The sequence below is a fragment of the Porphyromonas endodontalis genome, from assembly GCF_052173515.1.
GTDB lineage: Bacteria > Bacteroidota > Bacteroidia > Bacteroidales > Porphyromonadaceae > Porphyromonas > Porphyromonas endodontalis_A.
On sequence record NZ_JBQMYL010000004.1, the window covers coordinates 138,000 to 153,253 of the forward strand.

At 48.0% G+C, this 15,254-nt stretch carries 12 protein-coding genes; 4 read left to right on the forward strand and 8 right to left on the reverse strand.

Annotated elements, in window-relative coordinates; genetic code table 11:
* Positions 1-360: 360 nt before the first annotated feature.
* The 8 genes from ACTTHR_RS03230 to ACTTHR_RS03265 all read right to left on the reverse strand — a co-directional run bounded on the left by ACTTHR_RS03230 (position 361) and on the right by ACTTHR_RS03265 (position 10,838).
* Positions 361-2,304 (reverse strand): NAD(+) synthase, encoded by a 1,944-nt coding sequence (locus ACTTHR_RS03230; protein ID WP_004333414.1) that lies wholly within the window; start codon positions 2,302-2,304, stop codon positions 361-363.
* 25 nt (positions 2,305-2,329) lie between these two features.
* A complete protein-coding gene (locus ACTTHR_RS03235; RefSeq protein WP_442605166.1) occupies positions 2,330-3,391 on the reverse strand; it encodes a S41 family peptidase in 1,062 nt (353 codons plus the stop codon).
* A gap of 29 nt (positions 3,392-3,420) precedes the next feature.
* Complete coding sequence (locus ACTTHR_RS03240; RefSeq protein WP_442605167.1) at positions 3,421-4,290, reverse strand: hypothetical protein; 870 nt, start codon at positions 4,288-4,290, stop codon at positions 3,421-3,423.
* Positions 4,291-4,311: 21 nt separating this feature from the next.
* Entirely contained in the window at positions 4,312-7,011 is a 2,700-nt protein-coding gene (locus ACTTHR_RS03245; protein WP_442605168.1) for a DNA gyrase/topoisomerase IV subunit A, read from the reverse strand.
* A 51-nt stretch (positions 7,012-7,062) separates the two neighbouring features.
* Positions 7,063-7,935, reverse strand: coding sequence for a 5'-nucleotidase, lipoprotein e(P4) family (locus ACTTHR_RS03250; protein WP_442605169.1), 873 nt, complete (start codon positions 7,933-7,935; stop codon positions 7,063-7,065).
* A gap of 4 nt (positions 7,936-7,939) precedes the next feature.
* Positions 7,940-9,331 carry a DNA repair protein RadA gene (radA, locus tag ACTTHR_RS03255; RefSeq protein ID WP_442605170.1) on the reverse strand — a complete coding sequence of 464 codons (1,392 nt, stop codon included), beginning with the start codon at positions 9,329-9,331 and terminating at the stop codon, positions 7,940-7,942.
* A 32-nt stretch (positions 9,332-9,363) separates the two neighbouring features.
* Positions 9,364-10,296 carry a dimethylarginine dimethylaminohydrolase family protein gene (locus tag ACTTHR_RS03260; protein ID WP_442605171.1) on the reverse strand — a complete coding sequence of 311 codons (933 nt, stop codon included), beginning with the start codon at positions 10,294-10,296 and terminating at the stop codon, positions 9,364-9,366.
* A 146-nt stretch (positions 10,297-10,442) separates the two neighbouring features.
* Positions 10,443-10,838, reverse strand: coding sequence for a T9SS type A sorting domain-containing protein (locus tag ACTTHR_RS03265; RefSeq protein WP_442605172.1), 396 nt, complete (start codon positions 10,836-10,838; stop codon positions 10,443-10,445).
* Positions 10,839-11,292: 454 nt separating this feature from the next.
* Between ACTTHR_RS03265 and ACTTHR_RS03270 the strand changes: the two genes are divergently transcribed.
* The 4 genes from ACTTHR_RS03270 to ACTTHR_RS03285 are packed head-to-tail and all read left to right on the forward strand — an operon-like array spanning position 11,293 to position 15,216.
* Positions 11,293-11,931, forward strand: a complete 639-nt coding sequence (locus tag ACTTHR_RS03270) for a PASTA domain-containing protein (protein WP_442605173.1) — start codon at positions 11,293-11,295, stop codon at positions 11,929-11,931.
* 1 nt (position 11,932) lies between these two features.
* Positions 11,933-13,012 carry an RluA family pseudouridine synthase gene (locus ACTTHR_RS03275; protein ID WP_442605200.1) on the forward strand — a complete coding sequence of 360 codons (1,080 nt, stop codon included), beginning with the start codon at positions 11,933-11,935 and terminating at the stop codon, positions 13,010-13,012.
* A gap of 42 nt (positions 13,013-13,054) precedes the next feature.
* On the forward strand, positions 13,055-14,047 hold the full coding sequence (locus tag ACTTHR_RS03280) for a D-alanine--D-alanine ligase (RefSeq protein ID WP_442605174.1): 993 nt from the start codon (positions 13,055-13,057) through the stop codon (positions 14,045-14,047).
* The gene (locus tag ACTTHR_RS03285) at positions 14,044-15,216 is read left to right on the forward strand and encodes a 1-acyl-sn-glycerol-3-phosphate acyltransferase (protein WP_442605175.1); all 1,173 of its coding nucleotides are present in this window, start codon (positions 14,044-14,046) and stop codon (positions 15,214-15,216) included. Before ACTTHR_RS03280 ends, ACTTHR_RS03285 begins: the two co-directional genes overlap by 4 nt.
* Positions 15,217-15,254 lie beyond the last annotated feature (38 nt).

Sequence of the window (15,254 nt, forward strand, 5' to 3'; positions counted from 1 at the left end):
CCTACAAAGATAGCGAAATATTACTATTCTGGCAAATGATTACAGGTGAAAAATCCCGTATTCGCTCCTACTCTACGCGCCACAAAACATGGCACCACAGCTACTCAATACATCCCCTACCTCCAAAGGAGGAGTATATCCATCCCCCTCAAGCTCCATGGAGGAAACAGGCCTAAAACGCTAAAGAATCTAGCCAGAAACAGAGGGGGAAACTGGCTGAAAAAAGAAAATTTACTACCCGAGAAAAAGAAAATCCGCAGCCTATTTCCCTTTTGAGAATAGGCTGCGGAGTAAACTCACCACTCGACGAGAGCAAACTCAAAAAGGCGAGTTACTCTCGGGGTGATAGGGTGTGGAGGATTAATCCTCGGGGAGCTGCTCAATCTCTCTAATCCACATCGAGCTAACAGCATCGCTAGGCATACGCCATTCCCCTCGGGGAGAGAGACTTACCGCTCCCACCTTAGGTCCATCCGGCATACAATTACGTTTGTACTGCTGACTAAAGAAGCGACGGAAGAAAAGCAACATATAACGCTTAATCACCGAGGGAGGATAGATGCCCTCAAACGCTACACGTGCAAGATAGAATATCTTACTTGGCTGATTTTTCTTGAAGAGGAAGTGGTAGATAAAGAAGTCGTGCAACTCGTAGGGGCCAATTGCCTCCTGCGTCTTCTGATGCGGCTCGTCTCCATTAACTCCCGGTATCAACTCGGGGCTAATGGGGGTATCTACCACATCAAGAAGCGTCTTTTTCAATACCTCATCTCCGTGCGAAAGCACTCGAGCATGCCAATCAATAATGAGCGCAACAGAGGTTTTGGCAACGGTTGCATTGACCGAGTACATTGACATATGATCCCCATTGTAGGTACACCAACCGAGGGCAATCTCGGAGAGGTCTCCCGTACCAATCACAGGGGCATTGTAGCGATTCGCGATATCCATTAGCAGTTGGGTACGCTCGCGAGCCTGCACATTTTCGTAGGTGGTATCATGCACTTCGGGGTCATGCCCAATGGCAGCGAAGTGTTGCATACATGCCTCCGTAATATCAATTTCTTGCAGCGTAACACCCAAATGCCTCATCATCTTGTGCGCATTCTCTCGGGTACGGGTCGAAGTGCCAAAGCCAGGCATCGTAACCCCAATTATATTACTATGGGGTAATCCGAGTATGTCAAAAGCTCGTACCGTAACAAGTAGAGCCAACGTAGAATCAAGACCTCCGGAGATCCCAATTACAGCATGCTCTGCCTTCATGTGACGCAACCTCTGTACCAACCCACAAACTTGTATTTGGAACATCTCTTCGCAACGCTCGTCGGGGTCTACACCCGTAGGCATAAAAGGATTGCGCTCAATGGGACGATCTACAGGAGCGGACTCCTCTTCGCTCCTGAGGGCGAAAGGAATTTCCGTTAGCTCTTCTTGTGTAAAATGGGAGACAGCCGACTTGAAACTACTATTGAGAAGACGCTCCGTCTGTACATGAGATACGTCTATATCGCTCACGATCATTCGCTCGCAATACTCGAAGCGTTTCATCTCCTTTACAATCTTCCCGATCTCAGAAATGAATGCCTTGCCTGTATAAACGAGGTCGGTAGAGCTCTCTCCATATCCACACGAAACATAGACGTAACCACACAACCCTTGGGAAGACAATCCGCTGATAATGGAGCGCAAATAGTTGTGCTTACCGGCATTCTCATTGCTTGCCGATAGGTTGAAAATAATGTGTGCACCATAGAGACTGAGACGAGTACCAGGGGTGTAAGGCGTCCACATATCCTCACATATCTCAATACCAATTCCCACTCTCCCTGAGCGGAAAAGGATATTACGACCTATGGGTACAGTATGCTCGCCTATCCTTACGGTCTTATATTGGAGCACATCACTAGGGGAGAACCAACGCTTCTCCTGAAACTCCCGATAGTTGGGAAGATAGGTCTTGGGTATAGCACCCAAGATATGACCTTGCTGGAAAACCACGGCACTATTGAAGAGTTTTTCTTCCACTCGCACGGGCATCCCCACAATTACAAGCGTACGGGTATCGGCCGTGTCTCGCACCAATTGGCAAAGGGCTGCATTGGCCTCGTCTAGGAGGAAAGGCTGCAAAAAGAGGTCCCCACATGTATACCCCGTAACGGACAACTCGGGGAAGGTGACAATCTCCACCCCTTGAGCATCCGCCTGATGCACCATCTCGCTGATGCGCTCCACGTTGTAGTAACAATCTGCCACCTTAACGTAAGGTACGGCAGCTGCCACCTTTACATATCCTTGCTTCATATCTATTGTTATTGCTTAGTTATTATCACTTCTTGTATACTCCCGTCAAGCGGTATTCCTTTGTAGTACGATTGAGGTAGGCAATCGCCTCTTCTATCAATGTATCCTTCCCATCGGCCACATCCTCGGGCGTTAATGCCACCTTGTAGTGAGGGAGAATACCGTGCTCTACCTGCCGATCATCGACATCGGTCATCATAGAGGCCGAGTAACGCACCGCCCACCCATTAGGCAACTCGCTACTACGAGGCAATCCTCCACCTCCTCCGGTTTGATCCCCCATGATGGTAACCAGTGGTAGATTTTTCATATTCATGGTAAAATCATTAGCGGCACTATACACTCCCCTATTGGTCAAGACAACCACAGGGCGCAACCACTTTATCCCCATCTTTAGGGTATCAAGATAGACAGGGACAGGGGCAGAAAACTCTCTGTGCCCGGGGCCGGTCTTATGGCGCATATAGCCTGTCAGTACACGCTTATCCGTAAAGTGAGAAGCCAAAAGTGTGGAATGGGAAACATATCCTCCCCCATTGCCCCTAATATCTATGATTAGGGCTTTACACCGCGCTAGGCGAACAAAAGCAGAAGATATACCCGACTCCGAAAGAGAATTGGAGAAACTAGTGTAGACAATGTAGCCAATGCTATCCTTTGCATGGTCTAGATAAGATATGGGAGTGTAGTAAAGCCCCCCTGCAATCCGGTAGGATTCTCCCAAATAACGACTGCGAATAGAGGCATCTAGATGGGGAGGATAATCGCTGCGCCAACGTGAGTAGCGACTAACATCGAATGGCGCAATGATATTCACATGCCCATCCTTTAGCTCAGAGAGGAGCATCCCCATCACATCAAACAGAGAGTCTTGCCCCATATCGTTGGCTATGAGAGGCAGATATTTATTATACATATCATACCAAGAAGAGTCTTGCGGGAGCTTCTCGTCGAAGTAACAATACCCATTATCAAGCACCTCCCAAAGAGCTCTATAATTGGCTCTGGGTGAGGAGGTATAATGCCCCTTGGTAGTACAGCTAAGAGCTAGTAGAGAGAGAAAGAAAAAACTCAGAACTCGTTTCATATACCGAAGAAAGGGAATGAAAGTTAGCATCAATTACCAAAAAGGAATGGACGATGAGAAGCCCCTCGGGCAGCCTTCCGACCCACAAAAGATAGGGTCTCAAAACTGAATCCCAGCATGCCTATATGCTGGATATGCCTACGCTCTAACCCTTTGAGATGGGTATAATCGTACTGCAAACGATACCCCAACTGCAATGTACACACATTCCAAAGAGGAATATCAACACGTATTTGGGAAGTACAATAGAAGGTATTATGGGGAGCTGTAAAGGAAAAAGATTTGATCACACCCCCAGCCAAAAACTCTTGTTCATAGTAGCTCTGACCATAGCCGATACTATTGGCGAAGCCTAACAATCCACAGGTAGTTCCTAGCCGTATGGCAATGGGCCAATGCTCACTAGGCAAGCGATATGCCACAAGAGCACTCACCGTAAGATCCTCTTTTGCGTCTATGGATCCGGGATTATTGCCGTTGCGAGAGTGAAGTCTTCCGCCCCCTCCCAAACGAAGCCCAGGCCCCAAAGAGAATCTTATATCGTGAGGCAAACGCCATAGGTACATCAGCTGAGGGTGCACTTCGGCTCGGTAGTAGGTCATACTGGCATTGCGCGCCGGATTGAGGGTTACAGAGTAATCAAAAGTACCATCTACCATGATCATACAAGGTTTAGTACCCAAAGGGGTCTCTGTATGTACCCCAATCTCATAAGCACTCCCCCCATAGGGAAGAGGGGACAAAAACTGATCGGTATTGTACATTCCCCCCAATCCGACAGTGATAGCCGTATAAGTGCTTATGGGCCGTGCAGAGCTATCTTGCTCCTGAGCTACAGAAAGGGGAAGAGATAGTACTCTAAGGAGTAGCAAAACGGCAGTGATATAACCAAGTCTCATCTAGGGAAGAAAACAAAGTGATTATTCGAGTTCGTGGTCGAAAAGAGAGGTCTGTTTCAAGCCCTCTTCCTCCATCTCCTCTTCTTGGGACATAGAAAAATCGTATTCATCGCTCTCTAATGAGGTATCCGGAGTAGGTTCCGGCTCTCGTAGAGGAGGCAACTCTTCTATCTTGGCCACCTCTCTAGTGGTCAGACGCTTGCCCTTAGCCCTGATGCTCTTTACCCCGATAAAGTCTACAGCCTCAACCTCTTCACTGGGTCGATCCTCGTCTCGCCCTCCAAAAATCAAGGCGAACCGAGCATAGGGCACATCACTATAAGCAACGAGATCATTGCCCTCCCCTTGGAGTAAAATTGGCTTTTTTGAGTCTTCTATCTGGCAGCGTTTGAGATAGTAATAGTCCTGCTCTTTATCAAAATACACAACAGACCAAACCTTGTTGGCATCGAATTTCTCAACTCGGGTTGTGCCTTCGGGGAAGTGGTTCGACTCGCCAAAATCGGTGGTGTAGACACTTCCATCTTTGGCAAAAACAAGGAGTCTGTCTTCAGCTTCGAACTCACCGATAAACTCGCCCTGCCCATTGTAATTTATCCGCATTACGTCTCGGTCGAACCAAATCTTGCGCCCCCCAAGAGTAGATGCCCCTCGTTGCTTTAGCGTAATGCGCTGCACTTCTGCACGAGTCACCAGATTTCCTTTTGCGCCTCGCCCACGGATGGGCACCTCACTAAAGCTCTTTTCGAAGGTCAAAACACGCATTCGAGGTTGCGGTTTGAGGGCAATCCGTACGGTTTCTGCCTCTCCGTTGGGGTTCGCAGAGAAGTAAGTAATACGAGACCCCTCCTCATCACTAATCAGATTGTAGTCTTTGTCTCGGCTAATCCCGGTGATGCTGCATCGTTTTATCAACCAAGGGCCTTTCTTTCCCTGGCGATAAATTATGTTATAAATAGTGCGGTTATCGTTGCGACGGAAGCGATTAATATAGAGTACCTCTCCCCTTCCGATAAACTTCTTATCCTCTATCTTCGTGATTCGATATGTACCATTCCTGAAGATAACAATCATCTCATCAAGCAGGGAGCACTCAGCCACAAACTCGGCATTCTTGAGGCCTGTTCCTGCAAACCCTCCCTCTCTATCGAAGTAAAGTTTTTCTGTGGCTTCTATTACCTTGGTCGCCTCAATCGTACCAAAGCGAGCTATGGTGGTTTTTCTCGTCCAGCCTGCTCCAAACTCTTTGAGAAGTCGAGTGTAGTAATCGATTGTGTATTGAGTACTATGAGCTAGATGCTTCTCTATCGTTCGCGCATCGCGCATCAATTGAGCAATACGCTCCTCGTGTTTTTCGATATTAAAACGCAGTATTCGAGCCATCTTGATCTCGAGAAGACGCTTAAGATCAGCCTCTGTAATAGGACGCACAAAGACAAGATCTTCCATGGCTTCGATGCGCTTACGCACATGATCTAGGGCATCAGCTTCACAAGCCGCTTCTTCAAAAGGCTTGTCCTTATAGATACGATTCTCTATGAAAATACGCTCTAAGCTAGCCGTTACAAGGGCATCTTGCACCTCGCCTAGGCGATAATTGAGCTGAGCGACAAGTAGTTCTTTCGTTCTATCGGCACTATATTTGAGAAGATCCGAGACGCCCAAAAATACCGGAGTTCCCTCCTTGATTACACAAGCATTGGGCGAAAGCCCCACCTCGCAATCGGTAAAGGCATAAAGCCCATCTATTGTTTTGTCGGTAGATACGCCTGCAGGTAGCTGGATACGAATATCTGCTGTTGCTGCGGTCATATCATCAATATGCTTGATCTTTATCTTCCCCTTTTCGTTTGCCTTTAGGATGGACTCGATAAGAGAAGTGGTTGTTTTCCCAAAGGGAAGCTCCGTAATGCTGAGGACACGATCGTCTATTTTCTCAATCTTGGCTCTGCACTTCAAGGCTCCACCTCGGTGACCGTCGTTGTACTTATCCACGTCTAGAAGACCGCCCGTAGGGAAGTCCGGGTACAACTCAAAGCTTTCTCCTCGGAGGTAAGCAATGGCAGCTTCGAGCAGTTCTTTGGGATTGTGAGGATAGATCCTCGAAGAAAGCCCGACGGCAATACCCTCGGCACCTTGAGCCAATAGGAGAGGAAAGCGAACAGGGAGGGCTACCGGCTCATCCGCTGTACCGTCGTACGTGCGCTTCCATTCCGTGAGTTTAGAATCAAAAAGGACCTCTAAGGCTAAGGATGATAGCTTGGCCTCAATGTATCGTCCTGCAGCGGCTTCGTCGCCTGTGAGTGTATTCCCCCAGTTTCCTTGGGTATCTACCAAAAATCCCTTCTGCCCCAATTGCACGAGAGCATCGTTGATCGAAGCATCTCCATGGGGATGAAACGCCATAGTTTGCCCCACGATCTTCGCCACTTTGTGAAGATGTCCATTCTCGAAAAGCTGCATAGCATACAAGATACGACGCTGTACGGGCTTGAGTCCATCCTCAATATGAGGTACAGCACGCTCTAGGATCACATACGAAGCATAGTCTAAAAACCAAGTCCGATACATCTGTGGCAACGAATGCAATCGCACCACATCAGTAGACTGGGGACGGGTCACCTCACTTCCCTCTTGAGGGGGTGTAGAATCGTTATTCTCAGACAAACTCACTTCGTGAGATTGGGAGGAGTTCTCTAGATCTTCTAAGGAGTCGCTCATCTGTTTGCAAAAAGTCTTTGTATAGAATTACCAAAGGGTATGACTAAAGCATTACTCTCCGCTTTGGGAGTGTAGGGAATGAATCAAAAGGTGTTCTTGGTGCATCAGGAGGTGTTGTTGATGCATCGAAAGATACTCTTTCTCCGCATTCGAGGAGGCTTCATGCAAGAGAACTCGCTCCCAAGTACCATAATTAGGATTGGGCAATACGATAAATTTCTTGCCAAACTCACTCTTGAACTTTTGGACGGCATCCTTTCGATCTTTAGCATTCAAGCTATCAAAAATATGATCGAAGTCTCCTAAATTATCCCCCAAGAGGAGTAAGATATTGTATTTAGAGAGGATTTTTTCACGGCGAGAGCTCTTATCGGACGTCTGCTCACGCAAGAGAAGATGCTCTTCATCGGCTTGAGGGAACCCAAACTTCTGTAGATTAGCAAGGGTTGCAACCCTACTCTCGGGATCTCTATTGGAGACATAAAAAATCTCCACACCTCGCTCCTGAGCCAAACAAAAGAAATCCAAAGCTCCCATTAGGGTATCGGCCTCGGCCAACTCGCACCATTTATTCCAAGATTCGGACGTGAACTCTTTTCCTCGGAGGGCTAGATGCACAGCATTGGGAGTGTTATCTAAAATGGTTTCGTCAATATCTGTAACAACGGCCCAAGGCTTAGCCCCGGGAGCTAGAGGCGAACGAGTTGCTTCGAGTACCCGATCCGTTGCAATATTATAGGCTTGCTGGCAAAGCGCTTTGTACTCTGCAGAGTGCTGAATCCATGCAGAAGTATAGAGTTTACCTCCTATCAAAACGGCCCCTTGTGTGGTAGGCTCACAATGCCTCGTGACATTGGAAATAACGCAACCGCTGAGTAAGAAAGAAAATATAGCGAGCGAAAATAGAGAAATATGACGACGCATACTGCTATTGATTAGTTGATGAAAATAGAATACGAAAAGCCTCCTCCACTCCACTGCAAAGGTGAATGCGAATCGCCCTCCCGGGAGGATGTAGACGATCGGAGTCGTTACTTCTCGGAATAATAATATCCTTGAATCCTATACGTTCTGCCTCCGCGATGCGTTGTTCGATACGCTGAACGGCTCGAATCTCCCCAGATAGACCCACCTCTCCTGCGATGCAAAAAGTAGAGGGTATGGCTCGATCCAATCCCGAAGAAAGCACGGCGGACAATACAGCCAGGTCTACAGCCGGGTCATTGATGCGTATACCTCCTGCGATATTTAAGAAGACATCTTGCTTAATGAGCTTGAATCCGGCGCGCTTCTCCAGTACCGCAAGCAACATATTGAGCCGCCTGAGGTCGAATCCTGTGGCACTCCGCTGCGGATTGGCATAGATGGCACTGCTGACGAGAGCCTGAGTTTCTATTAGCAAGGGACGAGCTCCCTCTAGAGCGACAGCCACGGCCCTCCCGCTAAGAGCCTCCATATCTTTTGAGATTAGATGTTCCGAAGGATTCTCTACCGCCATAAGCCCCTCGTTGCGCATCTCGTAAATCCCTATTTCGTGGGTACTACCAAAACGATTCTTGCTGGCTCGCAGTATCCTATAAAGGAAGTGCTTATCTCCCTCGAACTGCAATACGGTATCCACAGTATGCTCTAAGACTTTAGGACCTGCAATAGAACCATCCTTTGTGATATGCCCAACAACAATAATCGAGACGCCCTGTGTCTTGGCATACTGGAGGAGGAGATTTGCGCACTCTTTGATCTGAGATGGCGTACCGGGGCTACTCTCCGACGATGACGTTGCCACCGTCTGAATGGAGTCAATAACGAGTAAATCCGGATGTACTTCTTGAGCTGTTGCCAAAATTTCCTCTATGGAAGTCGAACAGTAAATCAAGCAGTTACTCTTTTCGCTGTTCAGGCGGTCTGCGCGCATTTTGAGCTGCTGCTCACTCTCTTCTCCGGAGACATAGAGGATACCAAGGGTCTGGAGCCGGAGCATCGTCTGTAAGAGCAAGGTAGACTTACCGATGCCGGGTTCTCCCCCTAGTAGAGTAAAAGAACCTCGAACCAGCCCCCCGCCCAATACGCGATTGAACTCACCATCTAACAAGTCCCAGCGAGCCTCTTCGGAGGCTTCTATGCTATGCAGAGGACGCGCAACGGATGGTTTATACCCCATAATACGCTCTACTACACCCCCTCCCTTAGACAAAGAGGGACGCTCTACCTCCTCTTTTAGCGTATTCCACTCCTTACAAACCGTACACTGCCCTTGCCACTTGGGATAAGAAGCTCCACATTCACTACAAACGAATGAAACCTTAGCGCGCACAGCCATAGCTCTCGAGAAGGATAGGAGTCTAGAGCTATTTAATCACGAACAATGGGACAAGTAGAACACCTCAGCAGCCCTCCCTCCTTAGAAATCTCGTGATAGGGAATTGCCTCTACCACCATATTCCACTCGGTTGCCAAGTGATGGTTCAAACGCTCGAAACGTTCTTCCGAAATAATAGCCCGAGGAGAAAGAGAAAACAGGTTTGTCGAAAGACTCATGGCCTCCTCTTGGGTTACAACAAAGAGGTTCTCACGACCAAAGATGCGTTCGATAAGTTGATACTCTTCCTCTTGCGCAAAACCTCCGGGATAAACCACGGCCTTCCCTTCGGCAACCGGTTGGAAAGTACAATCAAGATGCAAAATAGATTGAGTTGGGTCTGTGTCGTGTTTTCTCAAATGCAACGGGACGATCTTCTTATCGGGGAATTGCTTTTTGAAAAACTCTATGCCGGCACGATTGGTACGTGCAGTCTTATATCGATCAAATTCATCCTCCCGACAGGTACCGATGAACAGATAATCATTATATAAAAGTACATCCCCTCCCTCGGCATGTGCCTCCTTTGGCATCTCTACCAAGTGCCCGGGAGCAATGCGATCAAAGATGGGACGAAAAGCCTCTACCTCTCGCATCCGATCCTCTATCATATTAGCAACAAAGAAACGATCCTCTATGGTAAAGGCAACGTCTCGTGCAAATATTTGGTTGTAGTTGGGGATGAACGTAGGGCGAAGCACCTCCACTTGATACCTCTCCAAAACGGAGAGTAATGCATCCATCTCCCTTTTTATGTCTTTTTCTTGGGGATAAATACCCAACTCCACACTGCGATAACTTGTTGCATCATAGGCCTCCTCAAGAGAGGGAGTAGCTCCGGGAGAATCGGGCAACCCAAGTACTACTGTACGCAATGTAGCAGTTTCGTTGGCTGCGTGTGGGGTTAGTTGTGCCGCGATATCCATATTGTTTACAAATATGTAGCCGTAATTATTTGGCGGATGTATGTACCTCTAGAGTAGAACCCATCCGCACCCAACCGAGGAGAAGTAGATAGGATACCACTCTAGGCTCTAGGTGAGTTTTTATTACACTCCGCGATAGGAGTATTTTACAACTTCACCTTAAAGGTCTTCCGATGCCCCTCCTTGCTGATAACCTCTACAAGTAATAGGCCCGAAGGAAGCTGGTCATGACCGATACGCAGTACCCCCTCACCTTGTGGGGAGGCCTTGTACCATACCCGACCCGTTATATCGTAAATAGTTACTAGCTGTACATTGGGAGTCGGCAGCTCTATCACGAGATCAGACGAAGTGCTAAAGGCACGTACCAAGGTAAAATCATCGTCTAGAGCATCAAAATCCACGACTAATTTTTGCTCTTGGGCAATAGGCTCCGGCGCATTGGCAGCAGCCAGCACTTGAGTGGATGCAGCCAAAGTAAAGACCGCCAATAGGCAGCCTATCAACGTTCTACGAAAAGAAGGAGTAGTCTGTTTGCTCATACTTCTGCATTTACTATATCTCTTGCAAATATACAATTTTCCTCACACACTCCACCACATTTGAGGAGTCTCTTCAATCCCATAAGCGGAAGTAATACAGCAATCACAGGCCAATAAAAAGAAACGTAGAGGCTAAAACAGATTTGTTTCTACCTAAGTTCTTTCCAATTCCAACCCTACTATTTCTCAAAATCACAGACAAAAACCTCCGCTCATAGGCTCTCCCCTTACATGCTTTTTCTCTAGATAATCAGGTAAGATCTGCCGTTGTGTGTCTCTTTTGCTTTATCTTTGAAGCCGGAAAGTGCCCAAGCTCTTCCTTTTGTCTCATTTATTCTCAAGAGCAAATAAGGGAGCGAGGCTGTGGCGCTCTGCACCCCAATCGAAGAAATATATGAATTGGAGAAACTGGACATTCATTCGGAAACACCCTATAATAAGCTCTATAGTAGCTATGGTTGTCATTTCCATATTGGTACTTTTTATCGTATTCCTGCTGATGCATCTATACACTCGGCACGGAAAGGCAGTGACAGTACCCGAGCTAAAAGGGCTATCCTTTGAGGAGGCTATAGAGAAACTCGACGATGCCGGACTGAACTACGAAGTCGTAGACTCCAACTATGTAGAAGACATGAAACCCGGGACTGTCTTTGAGACTCTCCCCGAATCTGGTTCTCGTGTAAAGCCACGTCGCATCATCTTCCTAACTATCAATGCTTTTTATCCTCGCACAATAGCCATACCGGAGGTAGAAGGGCAATCTGCCCGTCATGCCAATGCCCTATTAGAAGGGTTAGGGTTCACCAATATCGGACTTAAGCGAGTGGATGGCAAATACAACGGACTGGTGGTAGGGATTGCGAACGAAAAAGGCCAATTGATACCCCCTGGCACTAAAGTTACTATCAAGGCTCATCTTACCCTTTTGGTTACAAGCGATGCTCTGAGCTTTAGTGCAGATAGCCTTGCTATAGAGGAGTCTCTATTTGCTATTCCAAGCGGGGATGATGATTCTGCAACACCTCAATCGGAGATTGACACACGCGAAGTCGCCCCAATAAAAGATGACGAACCCGAAGAATGGTGGTAACATGGCTCTGAATTGGGAGAATGAAGAGGAGGACCTAGATACCCTCTCTCCTCTCGACGAAGAGGGTGATGAGGAAGGGGGAACTCTCTACGAACATTTTCGCATCGTTGTGGATAAGGGACAAACGCCCCTCCGTATCGATAAATTCCTAGTCGACAAATTAGAACATAGCTCCCGGCATCGCATCCAACTAGCTGCAGAGGCGGGCTATCTCTTTGTGGGAGAGACTCCCATCAAAAGCAACTACAAGGTACGCCCTGGGGATGTTATTACCCTGCGACTTGCTCGCCCGCCACACGAGCGAGGCATTGTTGCCGAAGATATCCCTCTAGAGGTTGTTTACGAAGACAACGACCTACTTGTAGTAAATAAACCGGCAGGTATGGTAGTGCATCCCGGCAACGGCAACTATACGGGCACCCTGGTAAATGCCTTGGCGTATTACTTCCGAGACGACCCTACATACGATGCAAACGACCCCAATGTTGGGCTTGTACATCGTATCGACAAAGACACAAGCGGACTCCTTGTTGTAGCGAAGCGACCCGAGGCAAAAACAGCCTTGGGGAAACAGTTTTTTGAGAAGACCTCAGAGCGAAGCTACCGTGCTCTTGTATGGGGAGCCTTCAAAGAAAGCGAAGGAAAAATAGAGGGCAATATTGGTAGAGATCCGCGAGACAGGACGCGTATGAGCGTTTTCCCTCCCGATAGCGATGAGGGGAAAAATGCCATTACACACTATCGGGTACTTGAGACTTTTGCCTTTGTATCCTACATTGAGTGCCGGCTAGAAACGGGGAGAACTCACCAAATCCGCGCCCATATGAAGAGCATCAATCACCCTCTCTTTGGGGACGAAAAATATGGAGGTAGCGAGATACTTCGAGGGCGCCCCTCTAGTAGCTACTTGTCGTTTGCGCGCCATATGCTCGAGCTTTGCCCGAGACAAGCCCTCCATGCACGCACATTGGGATTTACCCACCCCTCAACCGGAGAATTTATGCGCTTCGAAGCCCCGATCCCTCGAGACATGGAGCAACTCATCTTGGAGTGGAGAGATTATGCTCTTTCCCTCTTATAAATATCAAATTTGACCCTATCCCACTTATATAGTGTAGTGTATATGAAGACCCAAAAACCACGTATAGCCATTGTTGCCGGCGGGTACTCCGGAGAGCGAGAAGTATCGCTCCGTAGTGCAGCCACCATCATAAAAAATATAGATACTACCCTCTTCTCCCCCTATCTCGTTCGCCTATCAAAAGAACTCTGGGAGGTACAAGTAGAGGAAACATGGCTCCCCATAGACCGCAACCACTTCTCCTTTATCCTTGGAGATAAAGAGTGCCGTTTCGATTACGCTTTCATTACCATACATGGGACTCCTGGCGAGAATGGATTGCTGCAAGGGTACCTCGATATGCTCGAGATTCCCTACAATACGGGGGGAGTTTTGTGCGAATCTCTCACCTTTGACAAATTCACTTGCAACCACTATCTCTCTGCCTTTGGTATTCGCATAGCTGCTTCCGAGCGATTATTCTCCGACATTCCCTACCAAGTGGAAGAGGTAGCCAAGCGCATCCCTCTACCCGTATTTGTAAAACCCAATGCCGGGGGGTCTAGCATAGCTACAACCAAAGTAACCTCCATGGACCAACTTGCCGTGGCTATACAAAAAGCCTTCGAAGAAGCTCCGGAGGTGCTCGTAGAGCGACTGATCGAAGGTACAGAAGTGACATCCGGTTGCTACATTGTAAACAATACCCCCCACCCTCTCCCTCTTACAGAGGTGGTAATAAAGAAAGGAGAATTCTTCGACTTCGATGCGAAATATCACGGCAATAGTGATGAGATTACGCCTGCACGCATCTCAGCAGAGCTTACCAAAGAGCTACAAGACCTCACCTCTCGTATTGCCCTCCTACTGCATGCCCAAGGGATTATCCGCGTAGACTATATTATCGAAGCCGACGGCAAGCCCACCTTACTAGAGGTCAATACGACCCCCGGTATGACCGAAGCGAGCTTTATCCCCCAAGAGATACGAGCTGCCGGGCTTGAGCTATCCCATATATTTACAGCGATTATAAACGACAAACTACACCTCCTATGACCTCAACTGCCTCAACCGAAATATGGAGGGATATTCGTCCCTATCTCGATAGTGAAGTACACGATGCCGTAGAGCAACTATTGGACGATCCGGAGTTTTGCTCCCTGCTCGATCAGGTTCTTCCTAACCAGGCCGAGGCTCTAAAACAGGGTATGCTAAAATCCCAAACGATACGGGAGATAAAACTGGCATTCGGCTATAATATCATTCGTTATATCCTGCAAAAAACGGCATTTAGTTGCGATCTATCGGGTACATCTCGCCTCGGAGGGGATACTCCGGCCACCTTTGTGAGTAACCACCGAGACATTATTTTAGATACCGGGATACTCAATGTACTACTAGCCGATAAGGGGTATCGCCTCCCCCGCATTGCCATTGGCGACAACCTCTTTGCTCGCCCTTGGATTAAAGAAGTGGTAAGGCTGATGGATAGCGTCACCGTAAAACGCGCCGAATCGCCCCGCGACTTCCTTGCCTCCTCTCAGGCACTCTCGGCCTATATCCTCCATAGTATTACCCAAGACAAAGCCTCTTTGTGGATTGCCCAACGCGAGGGGCGTGCAAAGGATAGCAACGATCGCACCCAACCTGCACTACTCAAAATGCTCGCCATCGCAGGAGAGGGGTCAATCATAGATAGACTGGTAAACATAAACACTGTACCCGTAAGCATTAGCTACGAATACGACCCCTGTGACTACCTCAAGGCGATGGAGCTACTTGCTCGTCAGCAAAATGGCGAATACCACAAGTCGCCCGGTGAGGATGTACTGAATATGCGCGAGGGGCTTATGGGCAAAAAGGGGCGTATACATGTTACTATTGGCACACCACTTCGGGAGCTAATCTCCGGGGTAGAACTACCCAAAAGCCCCAAAGATCAATTGCTTCTTGCTGCCGAACTTATAGACCGTGAGATACATCGCCACTACCGATTGTATCCGGCAAATTACATCGCAGATGATCTCCTGAGGGGCTCTACGCACCACCATACGGCGGGGCATTACAGTAGTAAGGAACAGGGAAAATTTGAGCAATACGTAGAGGCTCAACTAGATAAATGCCCTACTCCCCAAGAAGCACGCCCCCACCTGCGCCAGCAGATGCTACTCATGTATGCCAATCCGTTACGCAATCATTTGCTCGCTATAAAAGGTGGAGAATGACCTCTAATAAATAGCAAAAAGTTACCTTTGCAGAAGAT